We start from the raw sequence: 15,200 nt of genomic DNA on the forward strand, positions 1-15,200 counted from the left end.
CGTGCGTCTCCCGGTGCGACAGCACCATGCTCCCAGGGGGAACACCACATGAAGCACTCCCAGCCCGCCGTGATCGCGGCTCTGGCCCTTGCCGCCTCGACGTCCTGGCTGGTCACCGCACCAGCCCACGCGGCCGCCCCCGCGACCTGCGAGGGCAAGGCGGTCACCATCGTCGCGACCACGACCGTCACGACCGGCACCGAGGGCGACGACGTCGTCGCGATGGAGCCGGGCGGCTGGACGAGGTTCGACGCGCTCGGCGGCAACGACACCGTCTGCCTCGCCCTCCCGGCCGAGATCACCACCGACCACTACGGCGGCCGCGACCGCGTCGGGGTCCTCGACGCGGGCGGCGGCGATGACACGGTGGTGAACCTCACCCCGGCGGGCTCCACCGTCACCACCATGCAGGTCGTCCTCGGCCTCGGCAACGACACCTTCGCCGGCGCCGACCTCGGCGAGAAGGTCTACACCGACAAGGAGGTCGGCTACTTCCCCGACGACCCGGAGGCCGCTGACCCGGAGCTGGTCGGGCAACAGACCGATGTCGTGACGGGGGTGGCCGAGGTCTGGTCCACATCGCCGACCGGCGGACTCAATGCCGACCGGATCACGTTCGGCAGCCGCGGCGGCCTCGCTGTCATGGCCGGTCCTGTGGGACCGCAGGGACTGCTCGACTTCACCGCTGCGTCCGAGCCGCGCCTGGAGATCCGCTCGCTCGGGCGGCTCGGGGTCCCGTCCACCGGCAACGTCGTCGTCGACAACCGGGCGCAGACGGTCACTGCAGGTCCCGACACGGTCCTGGCGTGGTCGGGCGAGGTGGCGTCGTTCACGCTGGGCCAGCCGCGGCGGATGGTCGTCATGGGGCCGGCGGTGGGCTTCGTGGGCACCGACGCCGCCGAGTCCGTCGTCTTCGCGGACGTCCTCGTGGGTGACGTGGACCTCGGCGGCGGCGACGACGTGCTCTCGGTCCAGTCGTGGAACAACGCCTTCATCCCCCGCTCGGCCGACGGCGGGAGCGGCCGCGACCGGCTGTCGATCGACACCACCTGCCACATCGAGCTGGAGGTCCGCGTGGACCGTACGGTCACCTGCGACGGCCGCTCCGGACCGCTCGCGGGCTTCCGCGAGGTGTACGCGAACGGCAGCTCGGCATCGGGAGCCCGCACCGTCGTCGTCGGCACGGCCCGCAGGGACAGGCTCTCGGCGAGCGGCAGCATCGTCGTCGTCCGCGCCGGCGCCGGTCGGGACCAGGTGACGGTGGACGAAAGCTCCCTGGCGCGTGTGCACGCCGGTGGCGGTGCCGACCGGGTCTACGCGAGCGGGGACGACGTGGTCGTCCGCGGTCAGGGCGGAGCCGACCGTCTCGAGCTGGGCGGCACCGCCGACCTCGACGAGGCACCCGGCATCCGCAACCAGCAGGTCGCCCTCGGTGGCGCGGGTCGTGACGTGCTCCTCGGCACGGCGGACGACCGCGAGCGTGACCGGCTCGTCGGCGGCCCGGGTCGGGACCGCGCGGACGGCCGCAAGGGTCGACGCGACTACTGCAGCGCCGAGGTGACCCGCCGGTGCGAGCGCCCCTGAACCCGGTCGCAACCCACCCCTGAGGGGTCGTGACGGAGCGGCCGCGGAGTCGTTGACTGTTGATGTGATCCGCATCCTCTCCGCACTCGTGCTCGTCGCCACCGCTGCCGCGGCCGTGCCCTCCGCCCAGGCGGCGCCGGCCGCGGCCGGCCAGACCCTCGACGTGCTGGTCATCGGCGACTCCTACTCGGCCGGCAACGGCGCCACGGGAGCGACGTACGGCCCGGTCGACTGCTACCGCAACACGACCAACTGGGCCGAGAGGTACGCGGCCGGGCTGCGCACCCAGGGACTCACGGTCAACCTCGCCAACCACGCCTGCAGCGGCGGCCAGACGCCCGACGTCCACACGCCGCGGGCGATGGACACCCAGGCCAACAAGGTCGCCCCGGCGCCGGCGGACGTCACGACCACCGACCAGGCCGACGCCCACCTCCGGGCGACCGACCCGTGCAACACCGGGACGTTCCCGGCCGAAGAGTTCTGGACCTACCGGGCGACAGCAGTGGTCCCCGGGGTGGCGATCACCTACGACTGCACCCGCAACCTCAGGCCGCAGGCCGACTTCGTCACCGCGGACACCGATCTCGTCGTCTTCACCATGGGCGGCAACGACGCGGGCTTCACGACCATCGTCCAGAGCTGCTTCGTGGTCCTGACCCGCACCGCGGCATCGTGCCGCGCAGCCGTCGACACCGCTCGATCGCGCATCCCCGCCATCAAGCAGGCACTGCTGGCGGACGTGGCGGCGCTGCGCGCCCGCGGCCTGCGCGAGGACGCGAAGATCGTCCAGCTGGGCTATCCCTGGCTCCAGGTCGACAACGGCTTCAGCCTGCCCGACCCGTCGGGCTCCTACCCGGCGGGCGACGCGGTGCGGAGCCTCATCACCGACGCCACGGCCGAGCTCGCGACCGTCCCCGCCGCGGCCAACGTCGGTCACCCCGGCCAGATGACCTTCGTCGGCGGCGTCACCACGAAGTTCTCCGGCCACGAGCCCGACGCGCAGACGACCAACCCGCAGACGTGGATCAACGAGGCGTTCAGCGGCCCCGACCTCAGCCTCTGGTACCACCCCAACGACCTGGGCCAGGCCGCCTACTCCGAGCTCCTCCTCGCCGGCGGCACCTATGGCGCCGGGGCGACCGCTCCCCCCACGACCGCTCCCCCGACCACCAAGCCGCTGACGGCGTCCCTGCGGGTCCGTGCGCCGAAGCGACCCGTGGCCCGCGACCAGGCCGTGGTGCTGCGGATCCGCTCCCGCCGCTCGGACGGCACCGCGCCCGCGGGACGCGTCGTCGTGCGCCGTGCGCACCATGCGAAGGTGCTGAAGGCCACGCGGCTGCGGCCCTCTGCGGACGGGCGCACCCGGCTTCGCATCCGCCATCTCCGTCCGGGTCGCACCCGGCTCGTCGTGACCTACCGGGACCGCTTGGCGCCCCGCGTCAGGGACCGCGTCGTGGTGCGCGTCCGGCGGTGACGCGACGCACGTCGACGGGCTGTCTCGCTTTATCTCATATTTGAGATACCGTGGTCGGCATGGCTGACTACAAGGGTCGTATCGGGAACCTGATCCGCGACGCGCGCAAGCACCGCGGACTCACCCAGCACCAGCTCGCGGAGCTGCTCGGCACCAGCCAGAGCGCGATCAACCGCATCGAGAAGGGGCACCAGAACCTCTCGCTCGAGATGCTCGCCCGCATCGGCGCGGCCCTCGACTCCGAGATCGTCGCCCTCGGCGCCGGGCCGACGCACCTGCGCGTCGACGGGCCGACCACCCTCTCCGGCTCCATCGACGTGAAGACGTCGAAGAACGCCGGCGTCGCGCTGCTGTGTGCCTCGCTGCTCAACAAGGGACGTACGACGCTGCGCAAGGTCGCGCGCATCGAGGAGGTCAACCGGCTCCTCGAGGTGCTCAACTCCCTCGGTGTCGCGACCCGCTGGGTCGGCGACGAGAACGACCTCGAGATCATCCCGCCCGCCGAGCTCGACCTGTCACAGATCGACGAGGGCGCCGCGCGCCGCACCCGCTCGGTGATCATGTTCCTCGGCCCGCTGCTGCACCGCGTGGACGAGTTCGAGCTGCCCTACGCCGGCGGCTGCAACCTCGGCACCCGCACCGTCGAGCCCCACATGACCGCCCTCCGGCCGTTCGGCCTGGAGGTCAAGGCGACCGACGGTGCCTACCACGCGCTGGTCAACCGGACCATCGAGCCGCAGCGCCCCATCGTGCTGACGGAGCGTGGCGACTCGGTCACCGAGAACGCGCTGATGGCAGCCGCCCTGCACCCGGGCACCACGATCATCCGCAACGCCTCGTCCAACTACATGGTCCAGGACCTCTGCTTCTACCTGCAGCGGCTCGGCGTCGGTGTCGAGGGCATCGGCACCACCACCCTCACGGTCACCGGCACGTCGTCGATCGACGTCGACGTCGACTACGCCCCCTCCGAGGACCCGATCGAGGCGATGTCACTGCTCGCCGCCGCGATCGTGACCAAGTCGTCGATCACCATCCGTCGGGTGCCGATCGAGTTCCTCGAGCTCGAGCTGGCGATCCTGGAGGAGATGGGCTTCCGCTACGACCGCTCCGAGGAGTACCCCGCCCGCAACGGCGAGACGCGCCTGGTCGACATCACCACCCATCCCTCCGAGCTGCGCGCGCCGCTCGACAAGATCCACCCGATGCCGTTCCCCGGCCTCAACATCGACAACCTGCCGTTCTTCGCGGTCATCGCCGCGGTCGCCGACGGCCAGACGATGTTGCACGACTGGGTCTACGAGAACCGGGCCATCTACTTCACCGAGCTCAACAAGCTCGGCGCCTCGGTCAAGCTGCTCGACCCGCACCGGGTGCTCGTCGAGGGACCGACGCACTTCTCCGGCGCGGAGATCGTGTGCCCTCCCGCGCTGCGCCCGGCTGTCGTGCTCCTCATCGCGATGCTCGCCTCGAAGGGTCGCAGCGTGCTGCGCTCGACCTACGTCATCCACCGCGGCTACGAGGACCTCGCCGAGCGCCTCAACGAGCTCGGCGCCAACATCGAGACCTTCCGGGACATCTGAGACACGCAGCAGGGCGCGCTCGCGCGCACTGCGTCGCGTGGCCAGATTGAGCAAGCACCGCGGCTGAGGGACGAAGCCGCGACGTGTGCGTCGAAATCTCACCGTGACGGGTCGAGGCTCGCTGCGCTCGCACCTCGACCATCCGAGTGCTGGATCAGCCGAAGAGGGTCTCCACCCAGGCGCGCGACACCTTGCCGGTCGACGGCGGGGCGGTCATGTCGGCGGTGATCCGCGGCATCGGGGCGGTGTGCTGGCCGGCGTTGCGGTGCCAGTCGGTCTCGGCCTCGATCAGCACGCCGAGGTCGGCGCGCGACAGGAAGACGCCGTGACCCTCGGGGCACTGGTGGACGGTGGCCTCACCCAGGGTGCGCTCGTCCATCTCCGCGCTGCACCGGGGACACGTCATGCTCTCCATCCCCCGAAGGTACTCCCGAGACCCATACTTCTCCGGTGACGACACCCTCGGGATACCTCGACTCCCCCCGCCCCCTCGCCTTCGCGCACCGAGGTGGTGCCTACCACCCCGAGATCGAGGGCCTGGAGAACACGCTGGCCGCGTTCGCGCACGCCGTCGAGCTCGGCTACACCTACCTCGAGACCGACGTCCACGTCACCAGCGACGGCGTGCTGCTGGCCTTCCACGACACCGTCCTGGACCGGGTGACCGACCGCACCGGCAACATCGCCGAGACGACGTACGCCGAGGTGCAGCAGGCCTCGATCGGCGGGCGCGAGCCGGTGCCGACGCTGGCCGAGCTCTTCGATGCGTTCCCCGGCGCGCGGTTCAACATCGACCTCAAGTCGGAGGGCGCTGTGGTGGCGCTCGCCGCCTTCATCGAGGAGCGGCAGGCCTGGGACCGGGTGCTGGTCGGGTCATTCTCGCGGCGCCGGATGGGCGCCTTCCGGCGGCGTACGGCCGGACGGGTCGCGACCTCCGCGCACCCGCTCGAGGTGGCCGCCTTCGTCCTCAGCCCCAGCGGTCGGCTGGCGCGGTGGCTGACCCGCGGCAGGCCGCTGGCGCTCCAGGTGCCGCACCGGCAGGGCCGCCTGGTGGTGGTCACGCCCGCGCTCGTACGCCGTGCGCACGCGGCCGGCGTCCAGGTGCACGTCTGGACCATTGACGACCCAATTGAGATGAACACCCTCCTCGACCGTGGTGTCGACGGCATCATGACCGATCGCACGGACATACTCAGGGACGTGCTCCGCGAGCGCGGACAGTGGAGGGGTGACGCATGAGCCACGTCGATGGCGGGATCGCCAACCTGGCGCCGTTGGAGCAGGCCCGGGAGCAGAAGGCCTGGTACTGGTACGACTGGGCCAACAGTGCCTACGTGACCACCGTCAGCACCGTGCTGTTCGCGCCCTACATCATCGCGATCGCCAAGGAGGCCGCGGTCGACAACCGGATCTCCCTGCTGGGGATCTCGGTCGCGCCGGGCTCGCTGCCGTCGTACCTCGTGACCATCTCCACGATCATCTCCGCGATCGTGCTGCCACTGATGGGACCCATCGCCGACCGCACGGCCAACAAGAAGCGCCTGCTGGCGATCTTCGCCTGGCTCGGTGCCGCGTCGGGCGCGCTGATCTTCTTCGCCACCGACGACAACTGGCAGATCGGAGCGGTCGGCTTCTTTCTCGCCAACATCTTCCTCGGCGCCTCGCTGGTCGTGAACGACTCGATCCTGCCGCTGATCTCCGACGAGGAGAACCGCGACCGGGTGTCGTCGCGCGGCTGGGCCTGGGGCTACCTCGGTGGCGGCCTCCTGCTGGCGGTGAACCTCGCGCTGGTCACGATCCTGCCCTTCGGCCTCAGCACCGGCATGGCCGCGCGGATCAGCATGCTGTCGGCCTGCATCTGGTGGGCGGCGTTCACCCTGATCCCCTACCTCAAGCTCAACGACCACGAGCCGATCCCGCTCGCCGAGAGCGCCGGCGGGAACCAGGGCATCTTCGCCGAGAGCTTCGGCCAGCTCGCCAAGACGCTGCGCGAGCTCCCGAAGTACCCCGTGGCGCTCAACTTCCTGCTCGCCTACCTGTTCTTCAACGACGGGATCCAGACGGTGATCGCGTCGGCGTCGACCTACGGCTCGGAGGAGCTCGGCTTCGGCCAGTCGGTGCTGATCGGCACGATCCTGCTGGTCCAGTTCGTCGCCTTCGGCGGTGCGCTCGCCTTCGGCAGGCTGGCCAAGCGGTTCGGTGCCAAGCACACCATCCTCGGCGGCCTGGTGGTTTGGATGCTCATCGTGACCGCCGCCCTCTTCCTGCCCGAGGAGGGCCTGGTCCCGTTCCTGCTGCTCGGCGTCGCGATCGGCATCGTGCTGGGCGGCACGCAGGCGCTGGCCCGGTCCTACTTCTCGCTGCTCATCCCGCGTGGCAAGGAGGCGGAGTACTTCAGCTTCTACCACGCGATGGACCGCGGTACGTCGTGGTTCGGGACGCTCGTCTTCGGCCTGGTCTACCAGCTGACGGACTCCTACCGGCCCGCGATCTTCGCCCTCATCGCCTTCTTCGTCCTCGGCGGGCTGCTGCTCCTGCGCGTCGACACCGAGCGCGGCATCCGCGAGGCGGGCAACGACGTACCGCGCGTCATCTGACTCGTGTGATCTGGATCACGTCCGGATGAAGCCGTAACCGCACGCGGCTGCACCCCTAGGGGTGCAATGAGTCGCGCTTGAGCGTGTGATCCACGCTCAGCGAATCCGCGGAATGTGGGCGCTCCCGCTACGGTTGAAAGATCACGGAGGCGGGCCGCGCCGACACGCTCGGCGTCACGGACCACGAGTTCGCCCGTCTCATTCACAACCCGAATACAACAACGGGGTCAGCAAACCCATTTGGAGGTGGGCACGGTGGCGGAGCGCACACTGCGTGGCGCGAGGCTCGGTGGCCAGAGCTTTGAGGACGAGCGCGGGATCGAGTTCGCGGCTCGTCAGCAGGTCGGCTACCTGTGCAAGCAGGGACACGAGTTCGAGGTGACGATGTCGGTCGAGGCCGACATCCCGGCAGTCTGGGAGTGTCCCCGTTGTGGGGCGGAGGCACTCAGCACGGCAGGCATCGAGCCGGAGGCCAAGGTCGAGAAGCCCGCTCGCACGCACTGGGACATGCTTCTGGAGCGTCGCTCGGAGAAGGAGCTCGAGGACATCCTCAAGGAGCGCCTCGAGCTGCTCCGCGGTGGCGAGATCGGTCCCGCACACCTGCACCGCGCGAACCGCAAGAAGCGGGTCAGCTGAGGCTGGACCTGTCCAGACGGACTCGGTCAGTCGACCACGTCGCCCCGGACGACCGGGCCCTCGGGCCCGGCTCCGGGGCGTCGGTCATTTCCCGGTCCGAACGGGCCGCCGCCGAACGGACCAGCCGCGCCGAACGAGCCTAATCCGGGACCGACGACGAGCCGGCGCTCGACGAACGTCGTCAGGATCCGCCGGGCGAGGGGTCGGGTGACGGGCAGGAGCAGCAGGAGCCCGACGAGGTCGAGGACGAACCCGGGGCTCAGCATCAAGGTGCCGGCGATGAGGATCAGCGCACCGTCGGCGATCTCCCTGGCCGGCATCCGGCCACCCTGGAGCGCGTCGCGCAGCGCCTTCCACGCACGGGCGCCCTCGCGCTTGATCAGCCACGCGCCGAGCATCGAGTCGAGGACCAGCAGGGCGATGGTCCACCACGGACCGACGAGCTGGCCGACCTGGAGGATCGCCCAGATCTCGACCAGCGGCACGACGACGAAGGCGACCACGAGGGCCGGGCGCACCCAGGCGCGGCGGCGGGCCGGCGTACGACCCGGTCCGCGGCGTGGCGCCGCGGGCTGGCTCACGACGGGCTCCGGCGGCCGCGGAACCGGGCACGTCGCTCCGACAGGCCCCAGCGGGTGATGAGCTTGAGCGACTCGCTCGCCACCTGCCCGCTCATCTTGGAGTCGCCGCGCACGCGCTCGATGAACTCGATCGGGACCTCGCGGACCGTGAGGCCGCGGGTCACCGTGCGGTAGGCGAGGTCGGTCTGGAACACGTATCCAGTAGACAGCACCGAGCCAAGGTCGATCGCCTCCAACGTCGTACGACGGAAGAGGCGGAAGCCGGCCGTGGCGTCCTTGACCTTGATGCCGAGCAGCAGGCGGACATAGAGGTTGCCGCCCCGGGACAGGGCGAGGCGCTGGAGCGGCCAGTTCACGACCGAGCCGCCCGGCACGTAGCGCGAGCCGATCACGAGGTCAGCGGTGTGGAGGGCGTCGAGGAGCCGGTGCAGCTGCTCGGGCTGGTGGGAGCCGTCGGCGTCCATCTCCCCGACCACGTCGTAGCCCGCCTCCAGCGCGACGGCGAAGCCATTGAGGTAGGCGGCGCCGAGACCGGCCTTCTCGGTCCGGTGGACCACCGACACCGCCGGGTCCTCCGCGGCCATCCAGTCGGCGATGGCGCCGGTGCCGTCGGGGCTGTTGTCGTCGACGACCATCACGTCGACGCCCGGCTGGGCCTCGCGGAGACGGCCCACGATCCACTCGAGGTTCTCCGACTCGTTGTAGGTCGGGATCACCATGACGACCCGCCCGAGGCCCTCGACGCTCACGATGTGCCACTCCGCTCGATGGTGGGTTCAGTCCCGGTGTCGACGGTGCGGTCGCCCCGTCGCCGACGACGATAGGTGATCACGACGAGCGCCGTGTGGAGGACGAGGAAGGCGAGGGCCGCCCGTCCCGGCCACACGCCCAGCCGCACCGCAGGGGTGATCGACGTGCTGAGCCCGACGGTCTCGACCAGCACCTCCTGGCCGCGCGCCGGCACCGACGCGACCACCTCCCCGTCGGGACGTACGACGCCCGAGATGCCGTTGACGGCCGCGACGACCACCCAGCGGCCCGTCTCCAGCGCACGCAGCCGGCTGATCTCGAACTGCTGCGCGAGCTGGCCGGTCCGGCTGAACATCGCGTTGCTGGTCTGCACGGTGACCAGCTGCGCGCCACGCGCCACCTGGCCGCTGATGCCGTCGTCGTAGGCCACGTCGAAGCAGATCGCGTCGGCGACCATCACGTCGCCCACCCGGATCGGCTCGTAGCTCGTGCCGCGGACCATGTCGCGCGGCACCATCGTCAGCTTGCCGTAGGTGGAGGGGATCAGGCTGCCGCGGAACGGGATGTACTCGCCGTACGGCACCGGGTGGAGCTTGGTGTAGCGGTCGCCGCCGCCGACGCCGGGTGTGTAGACGATGCCCTGGTTGAGCACCCGGGTCTCGTCGAGCGGGTCGCCGGACACCCCGCCCACGACGATCGGCACGTCGATGGCGTCGGAGGCGGCGATGATGCCGGCGTGCACGCCGTCGTCGAGGAAGGGGTCGACCGCCGTCGAGTTCTCCGGCCACAGCACGAAGTCGGGCTGGGGCTCCTGCCCCGCCGCCACGGCGTCCGCGAGCTCCTCGGTGAGGCGTACGTGGTTGGCCGTCACCTCCCGGTGGTGCGCGACGACGTCGAGGCCGGTGCCGGGCACGTCGCCCTGGACCGCGGCGACGGTCGTCGTGCCGGTCTCGTCGACCTGGAACGGCACGAGCACGGGCGCTACGGTGACGACAGCCAGGCCCGCGACGACGGCGAGGGACGCGCGGCGGGCGTCGCGCAGGTGCAGCACCACCCAGGCCAGCGACGTGCCGGTGAGGGCGACCAGGAGGCTCACGCCGGTCACCCCGATCCACGGCAGCGCGTCACCCCACGGCGTGTCCGCGGTGGCGAAGGCGAGCCGGCCGAACGGCATCCCGCTGAAGGGGAACCCGCTGCGCCAGACCTCGATCCCGACCCACCACAGCGCCGTCCAGACGGGCCAGGCGCGCAACCGGCTGGCCCAGGCGAGACCGATGCCGAGCGGCACGAAGAACGACGCCTCGAGCGCGCACATCGCGATCCACGCGTCGGTGCCGACCGAGCGCATCCACACCATGACGGCATAGGTGAAGGTGATGCCGAAGAGCAGCGTGGGGAGCCAGGCCCTGCGTGGGCCCAGGCCGCGCACCGACAGCACGAGGGCGGCGATCGCCGGTGGCATCAGCCATGCGAACCCGACCGGCTCGAAGGCTGCCGCCAGCACGAGGCCGCCGACGAGGGCGACGAGGCAGCGGAGCGGCACGTCCCAGACCGTAGCCGACGTGCGCGTGCCTGCAGGGTGCGGGAGGAGCGGCGCGGCTTCGGACCAACGCGCGACCACCTGGCTGATGATCACGCGAAGTTGTCTACGGCCGCGTGGCTCCTCCCGCATCCGGCTCCCGCGGGGCGCACTCGACGCGACGTCGGACGGCGGGCATCGCTGGCGTCGCGTACCCCACGTCTGACCTCCCACTGCCGAAGGCACCACCCACGAGCTGCACAGGCGGACGACGGAACGATCCCTCCCGTCGCCGGGAGTGTCAACACGCTCCTGACCTGCGACGATGCGCGAAACCGCAGGTCAACGCCGTGCATGCCACGGCCGATTTTTTCGTTCAAATCTGCTCCGCCCCGGCGTGTCGCGGGCGACACGCCGAGGCGGTGTGCATGTGGGGTGCGAACGGGCCGGAGCAGCGACCTAGGACGCAGGTGGTACGACGACCGTGCCGGTCGCCGTGGTGGCCACCACCGGCGGGTCGAGGACCTCGGCGGCACCCGGCGCGGCTTCGGTGGGGGCACCCCGGCCGACCACGTGGACGGCGAAGTCCATCACCCGGCTGCGGGTGCCTTCCCGGACCAGCGTGGCGGTGATCTCGAGGACGTCACCGGCCCGGACGGGGGCCTTGAACTGGACGTCGGAGTAGGAAGCGAACAGGCCTTCGTCGCCGTCGAGGACGATGCACATCTCCGTGGCCACGTCGCCGAAGAGGCCCAGGCTGTAGGCGCCGTCGACCAGGTTGCCGGCGTAGTGGGCGTGCGAGTAGGGGACGTAGCGACGGTGGGTCACCACGGTGCCGACCCGGGTCTGGTGCTCGCTCATGACGCGGTCCTGTTCGTGAGGCGGTGGACGATGAACGACGCGACCTCGCCCGGCGTCGTACCCCTGGTGAAGACGCGGTCGACGCCGAGCTCGCCGGCCATGGTCTCGTCGAAGCGGGGGCCGCCGACGACGAGCAGCGGCCGCTTGGCTGCGGGATAGGCCTCTCGGAAGGCCGCGGACATCTCGCGGGTGTTGAGCAGGTGGGCATCGCGCTGGGTGACGACCTGGGAGACGAGGACGGCGTCCGCCTTCTCCTCGCGTGCGGCCTCGACGAGCTGCGGCACGGAGACCTGGGCGCCCAGGTTGACCACCTTGAGCTCGCGGTAGTACTCCAGGCCCTTCTCGCCGGCGAAGCCCTTGATGTTGAGGATCGCGTCGATCCCGACGGTGTGGGCGTCGGTGCCGATGCAGCCGCCCACGACGACCAGCCGCCGGCGCATCGAACGCTTGATCGCGGCGTTGGCCTCCTTGGGCGTCAGCAGCGGGTAGTCGCGCTCGACGACCTCGACGGTGCTGGGGTCGACGAGGTGGTTGACGCGGCCGTAGACGACGAAGAACGTGAAGCCCTCCCCCATCGGCTTGGCGTGCACGACGAGCGCAGGGTCCATGCCCATCTTGTTGGCGAGCTGCACCGCGGCGCCCTCGGCCACCTTGGAGTGCGCGATCGGGAGGGTGAAGGACAGCTGCACCATGCCGTCGCCGGTGGTGTCGCCGTACGGCCTGATCAAGCTCATGGACGTACTCGCTTCGCTCCGTGCGCCCATGAGGCACGAGTGGCGCTGTGTTGGATGGTTCGCTCGCTGCGCTCGCTCACTTCTCCCCCTCGAGGATCTCGGTCGCCGGGTTGTAGTAGTCGGCCGCCTTCTTCGCGACCCCGTCGAGGCCGCGGCCCTTGTCGGCGGGGCGCTTCATCAGGCCGAAGGTGCCGTCGGCGATCGCCGACAGCAGCGGGGGCTGGCCGGCGACGCTCCTGTCGGCCTTGATCTCCTCCATCAGGTCCACGGCCAGGCCCAGCACCTCGCGGGCGCGGCTGGCGATGAAGCCCTCGGGCGAGGGGTGGAAGTCCTCGTGGAGGTTGCCGGCGGCGTTCATGACGTAGCGGACGTTCTGCAGCGCGAGGTCGCGGTCGGAGATCCACGGCGTCACGACGGCCTCGGTCATCATCCCGACCAGGAGGATGCCCTGGCCGGTCATCGCGCCGACGAGGTTGAAGAAGCCGTCGAGGAGGTAGCCCTTGAAGATGTCACCGGTCATGTGGCGCGTCGGCGGCATCCACTTGAGCGGCGCGTCGGGGAACAGCTCGCGGGCCAGCATCGCGTGGGCGAGCTCGAGGCGGAACGAGTCGGGCACCTCGGGGTCGATCTCGAACGCGTGGCCCAGGCCGAGCTGCCAGTCCTCGAGGCCGGCCTCCTTGGCGAAGTACTCGTTGAGCAGCTGGCTCGTCGTCACCGTGTGCGCGGCCTCGACGGCGTCGGCGGTGGTGAGGTAGTTGTCCTCGCCGGTGTTGATGATGATGCCGGCGCGCGCGTGGATCTGGCGGCTGAAGCGCTGGTCGACGAACGTGCGGATCGGGTTGATGTCGCGGAAGAGGATCCCGTACATCGAGTCGTTGAGCATCATGTCGAGCCGCTCGAGCCCGGCCAGCGTGGCGATCTCCGGCATGCAGAGGCCGGAGGCGTAGTTGGTCAGCCGGACGTAGCGGCCGAGCTCCTTCGACGTCTCGTCGAGCGCCGCGCGCATCAGGCGGAAGTTCTCCTGGGTCGCGTAGGTCCCGGCGAAGCCCTCGCGGGTCGCGCCCTCGGGCACGAAGTCGAGCAGCGACTGACCCGTCGAGCGGATCACCGCGATCACGTCGGCGCCCTCGCGGGCCGCGGCCTGCGCCTGCGGGATGTCCTCGTGGATGTCGCCGGTGGCGACGATGAGGTAGATCCAGGGCTTGCTCGGGGCGTCACCGACCTTGGCGATCATCCTCTCGCGGGCCGCACGCTGCCGGTCGATCTGCTTGATGCCGGCGGCGACGGCCTTGCGCGAGGCCGTACGGGCGCGGGTGGCGTCCCTGCCCGCGGGGATCCGGAACGTGACCGAGCCGGCGGCGGCCTTCTGGGCCAGGGTGAGCAGGTCGTCGCCCTCGCCGCGCAGCAGCGCGTCCCACACCGGGAGGCTGACGCCGTGCTCGAGCCCGACGTCGGCACGTACGGCGTCGGCGAGGCGGTTGACCCACGGCGTGCCGTCGGGGTCGGCGCCGCCGAGGCCCGCCAGGCGCAGCGTGGCCCGCTCGACGCTGACGGTCGTGTGCCGGGTCGCGAGGTCGACGATGGGCTTGCCGACCTGGCGCGCGAGCGTGCGTGCGCGGCGGACGTCGGCCTTGTCGATGCCGAGCTGGCTGGTGCGCTTCTTCGTGAGTGCCATCAGAGCCTCCGCTCGAAGAGTGCACGGACTCCTGCGTCGGCACGCAGGAGCTCCATCGCGTAGGCCGCGTGGCCCGGGACGTAGCCGTTGCCGACAAGCATCCGCACGTCCGCGGCGAGACCCTCCGCGCCGAGCGCCGCGGCGCTGAAGCTGGTGGCCATGGAGAAGAAGATGACGGTGCCGCCCTCGGCGGTGGCGAGGATCGCGCCGCCCTCGCAGCCCGGGACGTCGACGCAGACGACGGTGACGTCGGCCGGGCCGCCCGCCTCCGTGACGGCGTCGCGCAGGGCGATCGGGTCGCGGGCGTCGGCGATGGCGACGACGTCGGCGATGCCGGCGCCGGCCAGCAGCTCGTGCTCACCGGCGTGGGGCACGACGCCGATCGTCCGGCCGGCACCCGCCGCACGCGCGGCGGCGAGGCTGAGGGAGCCGGACTTGCCCGCTCCGCCGATGACCGCGACGACAGGGGCCCTGCCCTGCTCGACGTACTCCCCCACCACGCGCGCGGTCAGGGCCGGTGCGCCGCAGACGTCCATGACGCTGAGCGACAGCGCCGGGTCGAGGTCGTCGGGGATGACGGCGGCGATCGAGCGGCCGAAGAGCACGGCGTAGCCGTCGCACGGCACCTGCTCGCTGCGACCGTCCCAGCCCGCGAGGCCGTCCTCGATGACCAGCGGGGTGAGCGTGAGGCTGACGAGGGTGGCGACCTTGTCGCCGACCGCCAGGCCGAGGGGCGACTCGGGGCCGACCTCCTCCACGGTGCCGACGAGCATCCCGCCGGAGCCGGTGACGGGGTTCTGCATCTTGCCGCGGGTGGCGACGATGTCGAGGACCTCGGCGCGTACCGCGGCACCGTCGGTCTCGCCGTAGGTCGTGTGCTTGCGCTCGAGCTGGCGGAAGGACGCGGCGTCGAGGTTGAGCCGCTCGACGCGCACCCTCACCTCGTCGGGCCACAGCTCCGCGCGGGCATCGAGGCGCTGGGCGGCCTGCGGGAGCACGACGCCGTCGTCGAGGACGCGGTGCAGGCCGGTGGGATCGCCGGTGCGGGTGCCCGTCGACGCGTTCATAACAGGTAGTCCTTCTCGTCAAGCACCAGATGAGCAGCAAATCTTGCGGCGTGGCATTGGACTGGCCGCACGTTCTCCGCTTAGCATTCCAGATGTGTCGCCGCACACACAACCGGCGCGCCGTCAGGCCCTGCAA

General features: G+C 70.8%; 14 protein-coding genes. 6 read left to right on the forward strand and 8 right to left on the reverse strand.

Annotated elements, in window-relative coordinates; all coding sequences use genetic code 11:
• Nucleotides 1-48 precede the first annotated feature (48 nt).
• The 3 genes from JI751_RS10125 (at nucleotide 49) to JI751_RS10135 (ending at nucleotide 4,644) form a co-directional block, all read left to right on the forward strand.
• Nucleotides 49-1,584: a hypothetical protein gene (locus JI751_RS10125; RefSeq protein WP_201935993.1), complete on the forward strand. Its 1,536-nt coding sequence runs from the start codon at nucleotides 49-51 to the stop codon at nucleotides 1,582-1,584.
• 64 nt (nucleotides 1,585-1,648) lie between these two features.
• On the forward strand, nucleotides 1,649-3,061 hold the full coding sequence (locus JI751_RS10130; RefSeq protein WP_201935995.1) for an SGNH/GDSL hydrolase family protein: 1,413 nt from the start codon (nucleotides 1,649-1,651) through the stop codon (nucleotides 3,059-3,061).
• Between the two features lie 59 nt (nucleotides 3,062-3,120).
• Complete coding sequence (locus JI751_RS10135; protein WP_201935997.1) at nucleotides 3,121-4,644, forward strand: helix-turn-helix domain-containing protein; 1,524 nt, start codon at nucleotides 3,121-3,123, stop codon at nucleotides 4,642-4,644.
• Between the two features lie 154 nt (nucleotides 4,645-4,798).
• Here JI751_RS10135 and JI751_RS10140 read toward each other — a convergent pair whose 3' ends face one another.
• Nucleotides 4,799-5,050 (reverse strand): TFIIB-type zinc ribbon-containing protein, encoded by a 252-nt coding sequence (locus tag JI751_RS10140; RefSeq protein ID WP_201935999.1) that lies wholly within the window; start codon nucleotides 5,048-5,050, stop codon nucleotides 4,799-4,801.
• A gap of 44 nt (nucleotides 5,051-5,094) precedes the next feature.
• Between JI751_RS10140 and JI751_RS10145 the strand changes: the two genes are divergently transcribed.
• The 3 genes from JI751_RS10145 to JI751_RS10155 all read left to right on the forward strand — a co-directional run bounded on the left by JI751_RS10145 (nucleotide 5,095) and on the right by JI751_RS10155 (nucleotide 7,877).
• Nucleotides 5,095-5,883: a glycerophosphodiester phosphodiesterase family protein gene (locus JI751_RS10145; protein WP_201936001.1), complete on the forward strand. Its 789-nt coding sequence runs from the start codon at nucleotides 5,095-5,097 to the stop codon at nucleotides 5,881-5,883.
• The gene (locus JI751_RS10150) at nucleotides 5,880-7,241 is read left to right on the forward strand and encodes an MFS transporter (RefSeq protein WP_201936003.1); all 1,362 of its coding nucleotides are present in this window, start codon (nucleotides 5,880-5,882) and stop codon (nucleotides 7,239-7,241) included. Before JI751_RS10145 ends, JI751_RS10150 begins: the two co-directional genes overlap by 4 nt.
• A gap of 255 nt (nucleotides 7,242-7,496) precedes the next feature.
• Nucleotides 7,497-7,877 carry an RNA polymerase-binding protein RbpA gene (locus tag JI751_RS10155; RefSeq protein WP_201936004.1) on the forward strand — a complete coding sequence of 127 codons (381 nt, stop codon included), beginning with the start codon at nucleotides 7,497-7,499 and terminating at the stop codon, nucleotides 7,875-7,877.
• A 26-nt stretch (nucleotides 7,878-7,903) separates the two neighbouring features.
• Here JI751_RS10155 and JI751_RS10160 read toward each other — a convergent pair whose 3' ends face one another.
• From JI751_RS10160 to kdd, 7 genes are all read right to left on the reverse strand, one after another.
• Complete coding sequence (locus tag JI751_RS10160; RefSeq protein ID WP_201936005.1) at nucleotides 7,904-8,458, reverse strand: FxsA family protein; 555 nt, start codon at nucleotides 8,456-8,458, stop codon at nucleotides 7,904-7,906.
• Nucleotides 8,455-9,177: a polyprenol monophosphomannose synthase gene (locus JI751_RS10165; protein ID WP_201937032.1), complete on the reverse strand. Its 723-nt coding sequence runs from the start codon at nucleotides 9,175-9,177 to the stop codon at nucleotides 8,455-8,457. Before JI751_RS10165 ends, JI751_RS10160 begins: the two co-directional genes overlap by 4 nt.
• Nucleotides 9,178-9,203: 26 nt before the next feature.
• Nucleotides 9,204-10,751: an apolipoprotein N-acyltransferase gene (gene lnt, locus JI751_RS10170; RefSeq protein ID WP_201936006.1), complete on the reverse strand. Its 1,548-nt coding sequence runs from the start codon at nucleotides 10,749-10,751 to the stop codon at nucleotides 9,204-9,206.
• 435 nt (nucleotides 10,752-11,186) lie between these two features.
• Entirely contained in the window at nucleotides 11,187-11,588 is a 402-nt protein-coding gene (gene kal / locus JI751_RS10175; protein ID WP_201936007.1) for a 3-aminobutyryl-CoA ammonia lyase, read from the reverse strand.
• Nucleotides 11,585-12,322, reverse strand: a complete 738-nt coding sequence (gene kamE / locus JI751_RS10180; RefSeq protein WP_201936008.1) for a lysine 5,6-aminomutase subunit beta — start codon at nucleotides 12,320-12,322, stop codon at nucleotides 11,585-11,587. Before kamE ends, kal begins: the two co-directional genes overlap by 4 nt.
• Before the next feature lie 76 nt (nucleotides 12,323-12,398).
• Nucleotides 12,399-13,997 (reverse strand): lysine 5,6-aminomutase subunit alpha, encoded by a 1,599-nt coding sequence (gene kamD, locus JI751_RS10185; protein WP_201936009.1) that lies wholly within the window; start codon nucleotides 13,995-13,997, stop codon nucleotides 12,399-12,401.
• On the reverse strand, nucleotides 13,997-15,064 hold the full coding sequence (kdd, locus tag JI751_RS10190; protein ID WP_201936011.1) for an L-erythro-3,5-diaminohexanoate dehydrogenase: 1,068 nt from the start codon (nucleotides 15,062-15,064) through the stop codon (nucleotides 13,997-13,999). The genes kamD and kdd overlap by 1 nt, the downstream gene beginning before the upstream one ends.
• Between the last annotated feature and the right edge of the window lie 136 nt (nucleotides 15,065-15,200).

It is taken from the genome of Nocardioides baculatus (genome assembly GCF_016735675.1).
Taxonomy (GTDB): domain Bacteria; phylum Actinomycetota; class Actinomycetes; order Propionibacteriales; family Nocardioidaceae; genus Nocardioides; species Nocardioides baculatus.